10 protein-coding genes and 1 pseudogene are annotated in these 14,214 nt (G+C 57.9%); all 11 read left to right on the top strand.

The features are described 5' to 3' along the window. The first annotated feature begins 157 nt into the window (after nucleotides 1-157). Nucleotides 158-559 (top strand): ParB N-terminal domain-containing protein, encoded by a 402-nt coding sequence (locus tag JOH52_RS34925; protein WP_026031428.1) that lies wholly within the window; start codon nucleotides 158-160, stop codon nucleotides 557-559. A gap of 277 nt (nucleotides 560-836) precedes the next feature. Next, nucleotides 837-1,496: a hypothetical protein gene (locus tag JOH52_RS34920; RefSeq protein WP_017266521.1), complete on the top strand. Its 660-nt coding sequence runs from the start codon at nucleotides 837-839 to the stop codon at nucleotides 1,494-1,496. Between the two features lie 354 nt (nucleotides 1,497-1,850). Then, nucleotides 1,851-2,576 (top strand): SagB family peptide dehydrogenase, encoded by a 726-nt coding sequence (locus tag JOH52_RS34915; protein WP_017266523.1) that lies wholly within the window; start codon nucleotides 1,851-1,853, stop codon nucleotides 2,574-2,576. Then, complete coding sequence (locus tag JOH52_RS34910; RefSeq protein ID WP_017266524.1) at nucleotides 2,573-3,316, top strand: 4'-phosphopantetheinyl transferase family protein; 744 nt, start codon at nucleotides 2,573-2,575, stop codon at nucleotides 3,314-3,316. Before JOH52_RS34915 ends, JOH52_RS34910 begins: the two co-directional genes overlap by 4 nt. Before the next feature lie 84 nt (nucleotides 3,317-3,400). Next, on the top strand, nucleotides 3,401-4,615 hold the full coding sequence (locus tag JOH52_RS34905; protein ID WP_080597544.1) for an IS701-like element ISRm31 family transposase: 1,215 nt from the start codon (nucleotides 3,401-3,403) through the stop codon (nucleotides 4,613-4,615). A 555-nt stretch (nucleotides 4,616-5,170) separates the two neighbouring features. Then, nucleotides 5,171-5,746 (top strand): annotated as a pseudogene (locus JOH52_RS34900) (cytochrome P450 family protein); the annotation flags it as partial. Nucleotides 5,747-5,979: 233 nt separating this feature from the next. Next, entirely contained in the window at nucleotides 5,980-9,471 is a 3,492-nt protein-coding gene (locus tag JOH52_RS34895) for an indolepyruvate ferredoxin oxidoreductase family protein (RefSeq protein ID WP_234842742.1), read from the top strand. After that, entirely contained in the window at nucleotides 9,468-10,928 is a 1,461-nt protein-coding gene (locus JOH52_RS34890; protein ID WP_017267002.1) for an acyl-CoA carboxylase subunit beta, read from the top strand. Before JOH52_RS34895 ends, JOH52_RS34890 begins: the two co-directional genes overlap by 4 nt. A gap of 12 nt (nucleotides 10,929-10,940) precedes the next feature. Next, on the top strand, nucleotides 10,941-12,185 hold the full coding sequence (locus tag JOH52_RS34885; protein WP_017275155.1) for a hypothetical protein: 1,245 nt from the start codon (nucleotides 10,941-10,943) through the stop codon (nucleotides 12,183-12,185). After that, nucleotides 12,182-13,669, top strand: a complete 1,488-nt coding sequence (locus JOH52_RS34880; protein ID WP_017267001.1) for an acetyl-CoA carboxylase biotin carboxylase subunit — start codon at nucleotides 12,182-12,184, stop codon at nucleotides 13,667-13,669. The genes JOH52_RS34885 and JOH52_RS34880 overlap by 4 nt, the downstream gene beginning before the upstream one ends. Beyond that, a complete protein-coding gene (locus JOH52_RS35850) occupies nucleotides 13,650-14,207 on the top strand; it encodes an acyl-CoA carboxylase biotin carboxyl carrier protein subunit (protein ID WP_234837051.1) in 558 nt (185 codons plus the stop codon). The genes JOH52_RS34880 and JOH52_RS35850 overlap by 20 nt, the downstream gene beginning before the upstream one ends. The last annotated feature ends 7 nt before the right edge of the window (nucleotides 14,208-14,214 follow it).

The raw sequence follows: 14,214 nt of genomic DNA, 5'->3' as shown, positions 1-14,214 counted from the left end.
TCTGCATCATCGCCGGAGCTTGGAAAAGGCAGGCCGGAATGAAGAAGCTTTATTCGTCTTTGATCCTGCGCGATCCGTCGGACCTTCGCACGCCATCACTAAGTAATCGAGGTTCCGGCTACACATTAGGTATTTTACTACCGGAGGTTATACTCGAATGCGCTACTATCTCTTACAGCCCAACGATTTGACTCCGACGGAAGAGGTTGATTGCCGACAAGTTCTTGAGCTTGAAGAAGAGATTCTCCAAGCCAAATTCTGGAAGACTCCAATTGCAGTCCATAAGGGAGAGCTTTTCGTAATGGATGGCCATCATAGACTGGCTGTCGCCAAGCGGCTTCAATTGAGGATATTGCCAGCAATGTTACTGGACTACCGCGGTGTTCGGGTAGAAGCTTGGCGTTTGGGAGAGGTAGTTACTCCTGAGATCATTTTGGCTATGGCTAGGAGCGGACGGAAGTTCCCTGCCAAGACAACCAAACATGTCTTCGACTCTCAGTTCCCCGAATGTAAAATCCCATTGAGTGATCTCGGATATGATCGGGACAATGGTTCCTGAAGGGTGGTGCGAATTCCGACTGAAAACCGGTCGCTCGTCCCATGCAAGAGCGGTGGGTTTTCGACACTAATCTTTCCGCTGGGTTAGCGACTAAGTCGCAATTGAGGTCGGCATAGAAAAAGCTGCGGACTGGGTCGCAACTGGTTAAAATGATTCAGGTGACACAGGTTTTGCGCGAGGTAGAAGAATGAGCTTACAGGTATTCTCATTACGGGAACGGTCCGATCTGATTCCCTCAGTTTTTTCACCGAAATTCGATGGTCTTTGGCCCAACTTCATGCGCCACAATCAAACTGCGAAGCTGTATTTTGGGAAGGCCGTGTTTTTTGACTACCTTGACTATGCCTTTGTAGGACTTATCGATGAGGAGGTCGTTGCTCGAGCTTTCGGCGTGCCGTTTGCACTGAACGTTGATGGCCGTGCCGAATTGCCTGACGGCGGTTGGGACCAGGTTATCCGCTGGGCGCATGAGGATAAACTTATCGGTCGCAGACCAAACACGATGAGTGCACTCGAAATCACATTAGCGCCCAAAGCACGAGGTATTGGCAATGCACTGGCAATGTTGGGCGCATTGAAGACCTGTGCCAGGAATGTTGGCTTCGACGAATTGTCTGCGCCGGTTCGTCCAAATCAGAAGCAACGAGACCCGCTGCTACCTATGGATGAATACATCAAACTACAGCGTGCTGACGGCTCCCCGGTGGATTCCTGGCTGCGAACTCACATAGCCGTCGGTGGCAGAATCTTAAAAATAGCACCTTATTCAATTACCATTGCTGGGACAATTGCCGAATGGTCAAGTTGGACAGGAACAGCGTTTGAACGTTCGGGCATGGTGGAAATTGATGGTGCACTGGTGCCGATGCTTGTGTCGATTGAGCACAATTACGGCATATATGCCGAACCGAACGTATGGGTTCGACACGCGCTATGATCTATTTTTTTGACTATATGGTTAGCTTCCCTTCCGTCATGACCTGCTCCTGAACTTTCATCAAGCAGCGATTTGACCGCACCGGGTTGTGAACCGCCCCCAAACGCTGAAGCCTACTGGCTGGACGTGATCCATCCGAGGTTGAGCCGCGATCTCGGCAGCTATCCGAGCGTGGCCAGGGAAGTCATCCGGCTGCTTGACTGCGGTTTCCTGATCGTCGCCGGAACTGCGCTTGGAGAACGACATGTATGATCGGGAATGGCGCTGGGGGGAGACAGCCGGCCTCTTTCACTTTTCGATCAAATACACCCAATATATCGATGCAGGCAGCAGCATCGCTGCGATGACAGAACGGTGCTAAATTTGCCGCCGGTTTCCCTTTTCACCACCAATGCCGATGCCGCCCGGGTCGTGTCGCTGCCGCCACCGCGCGACAATGGATCTTTCGGCGTGATGAAGCGTCGGCGCAGCTATCGTGGCTTTGACGGGAGCGCCGCGGGAGCGATCACCAAGGAACAGTTGCGCGACTGCCGGTTCTCCCGCATCGGCATCGTGGGACTGGCGAGGGCCGATCTGGGGGAGCTGCCGCTTAAGACGACGCCGTCGGGGGGCGCCAGAAATCCCTATGAAGCCTATGTACTTGCCTGCAATGACCAGGATCTTCCGAACGGCCTCTATCACTACTCGGCCCTGGAAAATTCACTCGCTTACATGCCTTGCGACACACTTCCCTCGGCAGAGACCGTTCTTGGTGGTCAGGACTGGTTTTCCGGTGCGTCAGCCCTGATCCTACTGGTGGCAAATTTTGCGAGGACGGCATGGAAGTACCGGCATCCCGCCGGATTCCGTGTGGTGTTGATCGAGGCGGAGCACATTGCGCAAAACATGTTGCTGGCGGCGACTGCCAACGGCCTCGTTGCCACGCCTACTTGCGCATTGAACGATAACGTCATCGAGACCATGCTCGACATCGATCCAGTCATGCAATCGCCAATCTATGCGGTGGCGGTCGGCACCCGTTCGGCACCCGCAACAATAGCCGATTTGGTGGACTGGTCAGCCGTGGAACACCCGCAATGAGCATGGCGGGCGACCTGGATCCATGGAAGGTGAGCAGTGAACTTCGGGTCGATATTTTTCTGAGCCAGCCGAGGGAAGCAAGCGTCAGGCTGTGGAATGCGGCCCGCGACGTTCTGAACGAGGAGGAGCGCCAGCGCGCCCGACGCTTTGTCTTCGACCGCGACCGCGACATGTACGTATTCAGCCATGGCCTGCTCAGGCTGTTGCTTGCCCGCTATATGGTCGCTGATCCGCGTGAACTGGCTTTTGCTTCTGCACCCGGGGGACGGCCCGAACTCGTCTCGCCGTCCTCTGCTCCGATCCGCTTCAACCTCTCTCATACCGATGGATTGGTGGGCTGTATCCTCACGCAAAAAGCCGATTGCGGCCTGGATGTCGAGCAGATCAGCAGGGTCGACTACCGGCATCTGGTCCCGACTGTGCTTGCTCCAGAGGAGCGTTCGGCGCTGCTGGGGCTGGCGGAAGCGGATCGGCCGCATCGCTTTTGTGAGATCTGGACACTGAAGGAAGCTTATCTCAAGGGGCGAGGGCTGGGCATATCCTATCCCATCCGCAATATCTCGTTTTCCGGTTTCGACGGTAATCGCCGATGTCGCGTCGTCGGTGACGAACGAGATGACGGCAGCACATGGCACTTCTGGAGCAGGCCGTTTGCGGGTGCATATTCTGCCGCGGCGGCTGTGCGAACGCAGCGCGACGACGTAAAATTCTCCGCGACCTTTATCGAAGACCTGCCGTGAGTGCGGCCAGAAGGCTGTTGTCGCTTGGCATTTAATTAGCACTACAGTTGCATATTTATCTATGATCTGAATCTATGGGTCTCCATGATTCGGAGGTCATGGATGGCAGGTGCATCAATCGAGACGACGCTTGAGCTTTGGGCATCATCGTTGCGCGACGTGAAGGCTCGCATGCGCGGACTGTTTACGCAGGAGCGAGTTGCAGCCTCTGCGAACCTTTTCCTGGACGGCTTGCTGGGTGACGAGCGGCGTAAGACAGGTTGGATGCGTGCTGAGGCGGCCGGTGATCCCGGCCCGTGGCGGCAACAAGCCATTCTGGGGCGCGGGCGCTGGGACGCGGACGCACTTCGCGACATCGTGCGAGAGTATGTCGTAGAAAACCTCGCCACGGATGATGCGGTCCTGGTCATCGATGAGACGGGCTTCCTCAAGCAGGGCAAGACATCGTGCGGTGTTGCACGTCAATATACAGGTTCGGCTGGCAAGATAACGAACTGCCAGATCGGTGTGTTCGCCGCCTATGTGTCCGATCGCGGCCATGCCTTTATCGATCGAGCCCTGTACTTGCCCAAGAGCTGGACTGGCGATCCGGCAAGGCTTGCAGCAGCTCATGTTCCTCAGGCTACAGCCTTCGCTACCAAGCCAGGCCTGGCTGTCGAGATGATACGGCGTGCGCTGGCAGCCAATGTGCCGTTTTCATGGGTGGCCGCAGATGCGGTCTATGGCGTCGGGGACATCGAAGGAACCCTGCGCCGAGCCTGCAAAGGCTACGTTCTTGGGGTTAAATCGGACCACCATTTCGGCTCGTGGTCGGGAAAGCCTCCGGTCGCCGGCACAGCGCAGGAGATCGCCCGTGATCTCGATCCAAGTGCATGGCAGCGTCTTTCCGCCGGTGAGGGCACCAAAGGCGCTCGGCTTCATGACTGGGCCTATTGCGAACTCGCCGACCTCGATGCCGACGAATACAACGAGACGAAATCTGGGCTTTGGACCCGTGGCCTCCTGATCCGGCGCAATATCAGCGACGGTGATCTCGCATTCTTCACCACATGGTGCCCGGCCGGGACGGGCATCCAGACGCTCGTTTCCGTTGAAGGCCATCGCTGGGCGATCGAAGACAGCTTCGAGACCGCCAAGAACGAGCTCGGACTCGATCACAACGAAACCCGGTCATGGCATGGCTGGCATCGCCACGTCTCCCTCGTCATGCTCGCCTTCGCCATGATGGCGGTGATCCGATACCGCGCCAATGACGCGACGCCCCAAAAAAGACTGCGGATGCCGACCATCAGGATTTAATCCGCTGGTCTATCCAGGAAGTCCGACGCATCGCCATAAGACTCGCTCAGCGTCGCATAAGCCCCGCCTACGTCATCGCATGGTCATGCTGGAGGCGCGCCCATCAGGCGGCCGCTCGACGAGCTCACCTCAAAACTAAAATGCAACTGTAGTGCTAACGCTCTGAGGACTGTCGGAAGGTCCTGAGCAAAAAGGCCATTCACGAGCTCGGTCATGTTGTCGAGGATGTCCCCGCGCCAGCATGGTCTCCATCGTGTCCCAATCTCTCTCTTGTCAATCAACCGCCGCGATTCTCGGCGTGTATCACGTCAAATCCATCAGTTGGAATAATAAAAATCAGAGAATATTCTCAGATATATGTGTTGTACATTTCCAGATGTTGGCGAAACGAAGAAACGGTATTATCGCACCATAAAATAACAAAATATATTATTAAATATATATCCGTTACTCTTGCCTTAAACAAATACTCCTAGTAGAGCTTCGTCTTACGTTATTCGCTGCCCAGCGCCATGCCGGCCCGCCCTTCCATCGCTTAGAGAGTGAAGTGCCACCATGTCCGAACAACCTTTGCCAACGCTGCCGATGTGGCGCGTCGATCACATCGAGCCCTCGCCCGAGATGTTGGCGCTACGCGCCAACGGTCCGATCCACCGCGTGCGCTTCCCGTCCGGGCATGAAGGCTGGTGGGTGACAGGCTACGACGAGGCCAAGGCGGTACTGTCCGACTCGGCGTTCCGGCCCGCGGGAATACCGCCGGCGGAATTCACCCCGGATTCGGTGATTCTCGGTTCGCCGGGGTGGCTGGTCTCGCACGAGGGGAGCGAGCATGCCCGGCTGCGCACGATCGTGGCGCCGGCCTTCAGCAGCCGCAGGGTGAAGCTGCTCGCGCAGCAGGTAGAGGCTCTCACCGCGCAGTTGTTTGAGAAGCTGGCGGCCCAGCCGCAGCCCGCCGACCTGCGCCAACACCTCTCCTTTCCGCTTCCCGCCATGGTCATCAGCGCGCTGATGGGCGTGCTCTACGAGGATCACGTCTTTTTCGCCGGGCTGTCCGACGAGGTGATGACGCACCAGCATGAAAGCGGCCCGCGTAGCGCATCGCGCCTGGCCTGGGAAGAACTGCACGCCTACCCGACATGGGGGATCGTTCATCCCGGCCGAAGACGAGCCCACGCCGGACCGCGGAGCGGATCGCTGAGGAAATTGTCTCGCTGCGCCTTCACTAAGAGAAAATTCAATGTGGCACGAAAGGCCTTCCGATGGAGCCGGCAAGTTTGTTGGCGCGGCAGCTTGTTGGCTGTTGATTGGCCTGATTAACGCTTCGTGATGGCCACATTCATGCATAAACCCGTCATGAGGCAATTTTGGCACATTTTGAGAATCCGCGCATGGTCAGCAATTCACGCCTGCTCTCAGGGACGGACGCCCTTGTCGAACTGCTGCTCCATCAGGCGGAATTTGACAAGATGCGTGGACTACGAACAGGCGGCTTTGTTTCCGGATATCGAGGGTCGCCGCTTGGTGGGCTGGATCAGGCATTATGGCGGCGCGGCTCTGAACTCAAATCCCGCAACATCCACTTCCAGCCAGCGATTAACGAAGATCTCGCGGCGACCGCCCTCATTGGAACGCAGAAGGTCGAATCGGAACCCGGCGCCACGGTAGAGGGAGTATTCGGTCTCTGGTATGGCAAAGGGCCAGGTGTTGATCGGTCCGGCGACGCTCTCAAGCACGGCAATGCATACGGAACTTCACCCCATGGTGGTGTCCTTGTCGTGGCGGGCGACGATCATGGGTGCGTGTCATCCTCAATGTCGCATCAATCCGATTTGGCCATGCAGGCCTGGAGTATGCCGGTCCTGCATCCGGTTTCCGTGTCCGACTATTTCCATACAGGCTTATGGGGTTGGGCAGCGTCGCGCACGAGTGGCGCGTGGATCGGGTTCAAGGCCATCAGCGAAACGGTCGAAAGCGCATCCACCGTTCATCCTGTCGATTACCCGGAATTCATCCTGCCGGCCATCGATTCCGGCCCTGACGGCTTGCACTGGCGCTGGCTGGACCTACCCGGTCCACAGGTAGAATGGCGTCTGAAATACAAGCTCAACGCCATCAAGGCTTTCGCCCAAACCAACCCGATCGACAATCTTCTTGTTCCGATATCCAAACCGCGAGGCCTCATCATCATCGTCGGAAAGGCCGGCCTGGATATGCTGGAGGCGCTGCGTGTCGCGGGACTATCCCCCTTGGCCCTGGCGCAGCGGGGAATAGCCATTCTTCAGCTTCGCCTGGTCTTTCCTCTCTCGTCCACGACCCTCTCTCTTGCCGCACTGGCAGAAAGGGTTTTCATCATCGAGGAAAAGGCTGCTGTCGTTGAGGCTCAGCTGAAGCACGAGTTCTTTAACATACCTGCCGGCAGGCGGCCGACAATCATCGGCAAGCGTGATAGTCAGGGGGCGCCGATCCTTCCTGACGACATCGAGCTGCGCCCAGAGCTTCTTGCAGGTCCTATGGCCAGATGGCTCGAAAGCTTCGGCATCGACATGCCGGTTCCGCTTCATTGGTCAGAGCTGCCAAGTACCTCGATCGTTGATCTCCCCAAGCGGACACCCTATTTCTGCCCAGGCTGCCCGCACAGTAGCTCGACGCATGTCCCATCAGGAAGCAGGGCTCGGCCCGGAATTGGCTGCCATTTCATGGCCGTATGGATGGACCGGCAAACCGCGGGTTCCGTCCAGATGGGTGGCGAAGGTGTCGATTGGATGGGCACTGCTCCTTTCACCGTCACGCCGCATATCTTCCAGAACCTCGGCGATGGCACCTACTTCCATTCCGGTCATCTCGCCATTCGCCAGTCTGTCGCAGCCGGCGTCAACATCACCTACAAGCTACTTTTCAACGATGCCGTTGCGATGACTGGGGGCCAGCCGATCGATGGTCAGGTGACCGTGCCCCAGATCGTGAAACTCGCTTTGGCGGAAGGCGTCAAGAAGGTAGCGATCGTCGCGGAAGACATAAGCCGCTATGCTGCGCGTGGCGAATTGCCCGCGGGGGTCACTGCATATCCTCGTGATGACCTCGATGCTGTCCAACGAGAATTACGCGACATCGAAGGCGTCACCGTTCTCATCTATGATCAGGTTTGCGCTACCGAACTGCGCCGACGCCGTAAACGCGACAAGAGCCTTCAGCCGACCGCGCGCGCCGTCATCAACGACCTGGTTTGTGAGGGATGCGGAGATTGCCAGACCCAATCAAATTGTCTTGCAGTGGTACCAATCGAGACGTCACTGGGCCGAAAAAGGGCCATAGATCAGTCGGCTTGCAACACGGATCTCTCTTGCCTTAAAGGCTTTTGCCCAAGCTTTGTCACCCTTGAGGGGGCGACGCCCGCAAAGCGACCGGTTCCCGCAACGCGTGATTTCGACTTCGATGCCGCCGTCACGGCGCTTGCGCCACCCGTCCCAACAAAAAACCATTCTAGCCCTTCCGATATTCTGCTCGTCGGGATCGGAGGAACTGGTGTCGTCACCGCCGCCGGGCTGATCGCACAGGCGGCACGACTGGACGGGAACGGAGTACGTACCCTCAATTTCACGGGTTTTGCGCAGAAAGGCGGAGAAGTCCTCTCCCATGTCCGATTCTGCAGCGACGAGACAGCTTTGCATCAGGCCCGCATAGCCCAGGGTGAAGCTGATCTCGTTCTGGTGGCGGACATTGTGGCGGGTGTCAGCGAGAAAGTGCTTACCGTATTCTCGCCTGAGCGCACGCGCTGCATTGCAAATCTGCACGAGAGCCAAACTGGCCCCATGCTTCGCAATCCGGATATCCGGATTGGGTCAAACCGACTGATCGACCTGCTGACATCGAGAAGTCAACGCATCGACATGATTGATGCCGGACAGTTGGCAGAAGCCCTGGTCGGCGATCGTGAGCAGGCCAACATCCTTCTCCTGGGCTTTTCCTGGCAACTTGGGGCCCTTCCATTGACCCTGCTCTCGATACAGCAGGCTCTCGATGGTTTGGGGAGATATGCGAGTATCGCCAGGGTCGCCTTCCAATGGGGGCGGCTCGCGGCCGCCATTCCCGCACAGATCCATGATCTCCTCGGTCAAAGCACCGGCTCGCGGGCTAAGGATCTGGCCTCTCTCATTTCCTCCCGGCGAGACTTTCTGATCGTCTATCAGGACGCTTCTTATGCTCAACGTTATGTCGAGCGTGTTGAGAAGATCAGAAATGCCGCGCAAGCACTCGGGGATACCAGCCTCACCGAGGTCGTGGCGAAGAATCTCTTCAAGCTCATGGCCTACAAGGATGAGTATGAAGTGGCTCGGCTCCACGTCGAGACCGATTTTCTCGCCTCGATCTCGGATCGGTTCGACGGCAAGACCAAATTCCGTTTCCATTTCAGTCCCCCGCTCATCGCTCCAAAGGACAGGCGGACCGGGGAGCGGGGCAAGATAGCTTTCGGCCCTTGGATAATCCCGGTTCTGCGCTTACTGGCCCGCGGAAAATTTCTGCGTGGAACTGTTTTCGACCTGCTTGGGCGGCAAGCGGAACGTCGCGCTGAGCGACAAATGCTCGCCGAGTATGAGCAACATGTCGACTGGATCGCGCGAATCCTGACGGCAGAACGCCTTCCTTTGTGTCGGTCCCTCACAGCATTACCCGAACAGATTCGCGGCTTTGGTCATGTGAAGCTACGCAGCCTCAACAAGGTTTCGACCCGGAGACGCGAATTGCTTCAGCAAATCGAGTCGAGCCTCAGAAACGAAGTCCCGGACACCAGGCCGGAATTCAGTCGGGGACGTGATGCCCCCGAAAAAGAGAAAAAGCTGATTGGACAACGACCATGACGGATGCCTCACCCATCTCGAATTCAATGCAACGCATCTATCAACTTGTTGACCCCGGCAGCTTTGCCGAGATTGACGCGCTGGTCGAACATGATTGCATTCATTTCGGCGCCGACCGCCGCCGGGTTTCGGGTGACGGACTTGTTGTCGGCCATGCCCGGATCGACGGCCGCCCAGTCGGCATCTATGCCCATGACGCTGCGTTTCTGGGAGGAAGCTCCAGCCGGATGCACGCACTCAAAATAACGAAGATACTCGATCTGGCCCTCAAGGCCGGCATGCCTGTCCTCGGCCTGAATGACTCTTCGGGTATTCGCATCCACGAAGGCGTCGATGCCGGCGTCCAGTTCGGAGAGGTCTTCTATAAAACTGTTCGGGCATCCGGCGTCATTCCCCAGATTTCCATTCTGCTCGGCGATTGCGCCGGAGGTGCCGCTTACGCTCCGGCTCTCACCGACTTCATCATCATGGTACGCGACAAGTCCACCATGTTTCTCACAGGACCAACCGTCATTAAGCAGGCGACCGGGGAAATCGTCAGCAAGGAAGAGATAGGCGGCCCCATCCTTCACGCAGTCACGACGGGGCTCGCCCATTTCCTGGCAGATTCAGTTGACGATGCCCTTGAGATCGCCCGCGAGCTTTTGAGTTTCCTTCCGGCGAATAACTGCGTTTCACAGTCGTCTTCACAGCCAGCGGATGTTTCCGGTTCCTCCGCTATTGCAAAGCTCATTCCGCAAGTTGCCACGCAGCCGTACGATGTCCTCGACGTCATCGGAGAAATCGTCGATGACCGACACTTCCTGGAAGTGCATCGCCTGTTTGCTCCCAATGTCTTGACCGGTTTCGCCCGACTGGGAGGGCTTACTATCGGCATTGTGGCAAATCAGCCCAAGGTACTTGCCGGCTGCCTTGACGTGGCCTCGTCCGAGAAGGCTGCTCGGTTCATACGCTTCTGCGATGCCTTCTCCATTCCAATTCTCACGCTTCTTGACGTTCCCGGTTACCTGCCTGGCCTCAAACAGGAGGCGGGGGGGATTATTGGAGCGGGAGCAAAGCTGCTCCACGCCTACTGCGAGGCTACCGTCCCGAAGATCGCCCTGGTCCTGCGCAAGGCATATGGAGGCGCCCATCCTACGCTTGCCAATCGCTGGGCGACTGACCTCACCTATGCTCTTCCCGATGCCGAAATCGCCGTGATGGGTCCCGAGGCCGCCGTTGCCGTCATCTTCCGCAGGCAGATCGCGGAGGCGGAGGATCCCATTGCGCACAAGGCCAGGCTAGCAGCGGAATATCGCGACGCTCATGCAAGCGCTGCCTATTCCGCCCGGCGTGGTTATGTCGAGGCCCTGCTTCCCCCCGACACTATCCGACCGACTCTGGCAGCCAGCTTCTGCCTTCTTGCCAGCAAGATCGACGGTACGCCGCGCCGTAAACATTCCAACATCCAGCTCTGACGGGAGGTGATCGTGAAGATCCCGCGCGACCCCCAGAATGATTTCTCGCCGCAGCAAGTGGCTTATCGCCAGGATTGGCTCTCGAAAATGCATGGGCGCGACTACCCATATCTGTTCGGTAGCGTTCCGACAGAGCCGGACCAACTGCTGGGCACGATCGAAAACTATCTCGGCCTTGTCGGCGTCCCTGTCGGAATTGCCGGGCCGCTGCTGGTGCATGGAAAGTACGCTAAAGGAGACTATTTCGTCCCGCTCGCTACGACCGAGGGGGCCTTGGTTGCCTCCTTTTCACGAGGCATGCAGCTTCTCACCGAGGCTGGAGGCGTCACGACATTCCTGCCAGACAATCAGTGGTCGCCCGACGAAGCAGATAGCCCATACCGGTTTCGCGGAGATGCGCTCACCAAGATCAGCGCGATCTGCCTGCGATCTCCGGCCGACGCTGCTTCCTTCGATAGCTGGTTGCGCGCTCATGCCGTTCGTCTTTCGGAGACAGCAAATGCGACCAGCCGTTTTGCCCGGCTCAAGGAGGTAACGCCGATCTTTCAGGGCGATATAGTGGGTCTCGCCTTCCGCTACGAGACTGACAACGCCATGGGCCTCAATATGGCCACCAAGGGCAACGAGGCAGCCTGCCACTATATCATGGAACATGCCGGGGATCTGGTCACCGGCTATTTCAACACGCTAGGTGGCGACAAGCGTTTTGTCCCCGATGAGGCGAAGGGACGCTACGTCACTGCAAGCGCCACGATATCGGCCGCGCTTATCGAGCGCCGCGTGAGGTCCACGCCAGACAAGATGCGGCGCTTCTTGCTGGCCTGCAACCTGGTCCTGTCCCAACGAGGGGCGACCGCCCCCAATATTCATATAGCCAATGCACTCGCTGCGCTCTTTATCGCCTGCGGCCAGGATCCGGCGTTCACCACCGTTGCTTTCCGCAATGCCAGTACCTGCTTCGAGGTCAACGGTGCCGGTGATCTTGTCGCCAGTGTCACGTTGCCCAACGTCCTTGTCGGCACGGTCGGTGGAGGAACGAAACTTCCCGCACAGCGCGAATGCCTTGCCATGCTTGATTGCCTGGATGACGCGCGAAAACTCGCCGAGATCGCCGCCGCCGTGGCACTGGCGGGAGAGGTTTCTGTCGCCGGCGCCGTTAGTGCCGGAGAGTTCACGCGCGCCCACACCGAACTTGGCCGTGGGCGACAGCATGTGCGGCACAGCGATGTTGTCCCTTCCGTGGAGGTGACTTCATGACGATCAAGCGCGTCCTCCTGGCTTGTCGGGGAGAAATTGCATTGCGGTTTATCCGCACGGCCAAGAGGCTCAACATCGAGACCATATCGGTCTACACTGACGAAGAGAGACAGGCTTCATTCGTGCTTGCCGCAGATCACAGGGTCCGCAGCGACGCGGCCAACCCTTATGCCTCGCCCGAAGCACTCCTTGCCATCGCAAAAAATTGGAAAGCGGACGCCATTGCACCGGGCTATGGTCCGCTCGCGGAAAATGCTGATTTTGCAGCTGCATGTGGGAGCGCAGGGCTGATATTCATCGGGCCCCATCCCGATGCACTGCTATTGGCGGGCGATAAGGTGCGTGCCAGAGATCTTGCCCGCGACGCCGGTCTCCCTGTCATTCCTGGTGGAGCGGTCGCAACGCTTGAAGCTGCCATCGTCCTTGCTGAGGAGATCGGATTTCCCGTTCTCCTCAAGGCCGTCGCTGGAGGTGGGGGGCGGGGTATCCGTCTTGCCACCACTCTGCAGAATCTTGAGACCGCCTGGAAAGAAGTCGATCTCGAGAGCCGCATCGCTTTCGGCCGTTCCGGAATCTATATCGAGCGTTATCTGGGCGACGATATCCGGCACGTCGAAATCCAGATAGTGGCCGATCAATCGGGCAATGTCTTCTCGCTTGGTGATCGCGGTTGCAGCGTTCAGAGACGGCGGCAAAAGCTCGTTGAAGAAGCGCCGGCGCCCAGCATCCCTCCGGCCTTGCGGCACGAGATATCCGCCGCAGCAACCGCCTTTGCGAAAGCCGCTTCCTATACAAGTGCGGGCACGGTGGAATTTTTGCTCGATACTGAGGCACGTTTTTACTTCATCGAGATGAACGGCCGCATTCAGGTCGAGCATCCCGTGACCGAAGCTATCACAGGCGTAGATATTGTTGAGCAGATGTTCCGGATCGCCAATGGCGATTCTCTGGAAGTTGTCGGCGAAGAGACGCATCGCGGACACGCCATTGAGCTTCGCATCTGTGCAGAAGATCCCCATCGTGACTTCCGTCCGGGTGGCGGCACCGTCTCGGCCTGCGAATTCCCCGCCGGTCCCGGCGTCCGGGTTGACGCTGGAATCAAGACTGGCGCGCTACAGCCATCCCGCTACGATAGTCTGTGCGCCAAGCTTATCATATGGGGACGCGACCGCACGGAGGCGATCGGACGCGCGCGTCAGGCCCTGAGCGAAACACGAATTGCCGGCTTTCCCACCAACTTGATTTTTCATCGCTGGCTTCTCGATCAGCCAGATTTCGTCGCTGGCACCTACGACCTCTCCATCGCCTCGACGTTTGTCCCCAATGCTGCGCCCACTACGCTGCTACGCGATGTGGCAATAGCAGCGGCACTGCAAAAACATCTCGCTGCATCCACCGCCTCGTCCCCTGTTCAGGCAAACCCTGCGTCTAAGTGGCAACGGGTCAACAATGGGGGGGTGCCTAATGGTTGGCAGGCGAATTGAGGGCATCACCTTCGGACCAGCGGATATCGTTTCGGAGTGGGATTTAATTCTCACATCCACGAGCGCGACCCAGTTTGAAGCCCATGTCGCTGAAGGCGTGATCGGCGTTGAGCTATTGGGGGTAAGCAAAGATGCCGTGGCGGACCACTTCCACCTCGTTATCGATGGCCTGCCTCGGACTGTCACCATCGGAAATGTGCGGCAGCCAAACGGCAGCGTCCCAATCTCAATGGACGCCTACTATCTGGAATATGCGATCGGCGCTAAGTCGCGTACGCGCCACTCAGCACTCGCGCATACCGACCCTACCGGCCTTTGGGCACCATTTCACGGCGCTGTGAACGATCTCCTGGTCAAACCGGGCGATCATCTCGCACCCTTTCAGCCCGTCCTTCAGCTTGAAGCGATGAAGGTGATCTCGACGCTTTCCGCAAGCGCGGCATGCCGGGTTGTCGAACTGTGCGTCAATCCCGGCCAAACGGTCGAGACAGGACAGATCCTTGCCCGCTTTGAACTGCTCCCCCACGACGAAGAGTAGGATTTAT

This window comes from Sinorhizobium meliloti (assembly GCF_017876815.1).
Lineage (GTDB): Bacteria > Pseudomonadota > Alphaproteobacteria > Rhizobiales > Rhizobiaceae > Sinorhizobium > Sinorhizobium meliloti.
Note: the sequence above shows the minus strand (reverse complement) of the source record. Positions and strands in the feature narration are given on the sequence as shown.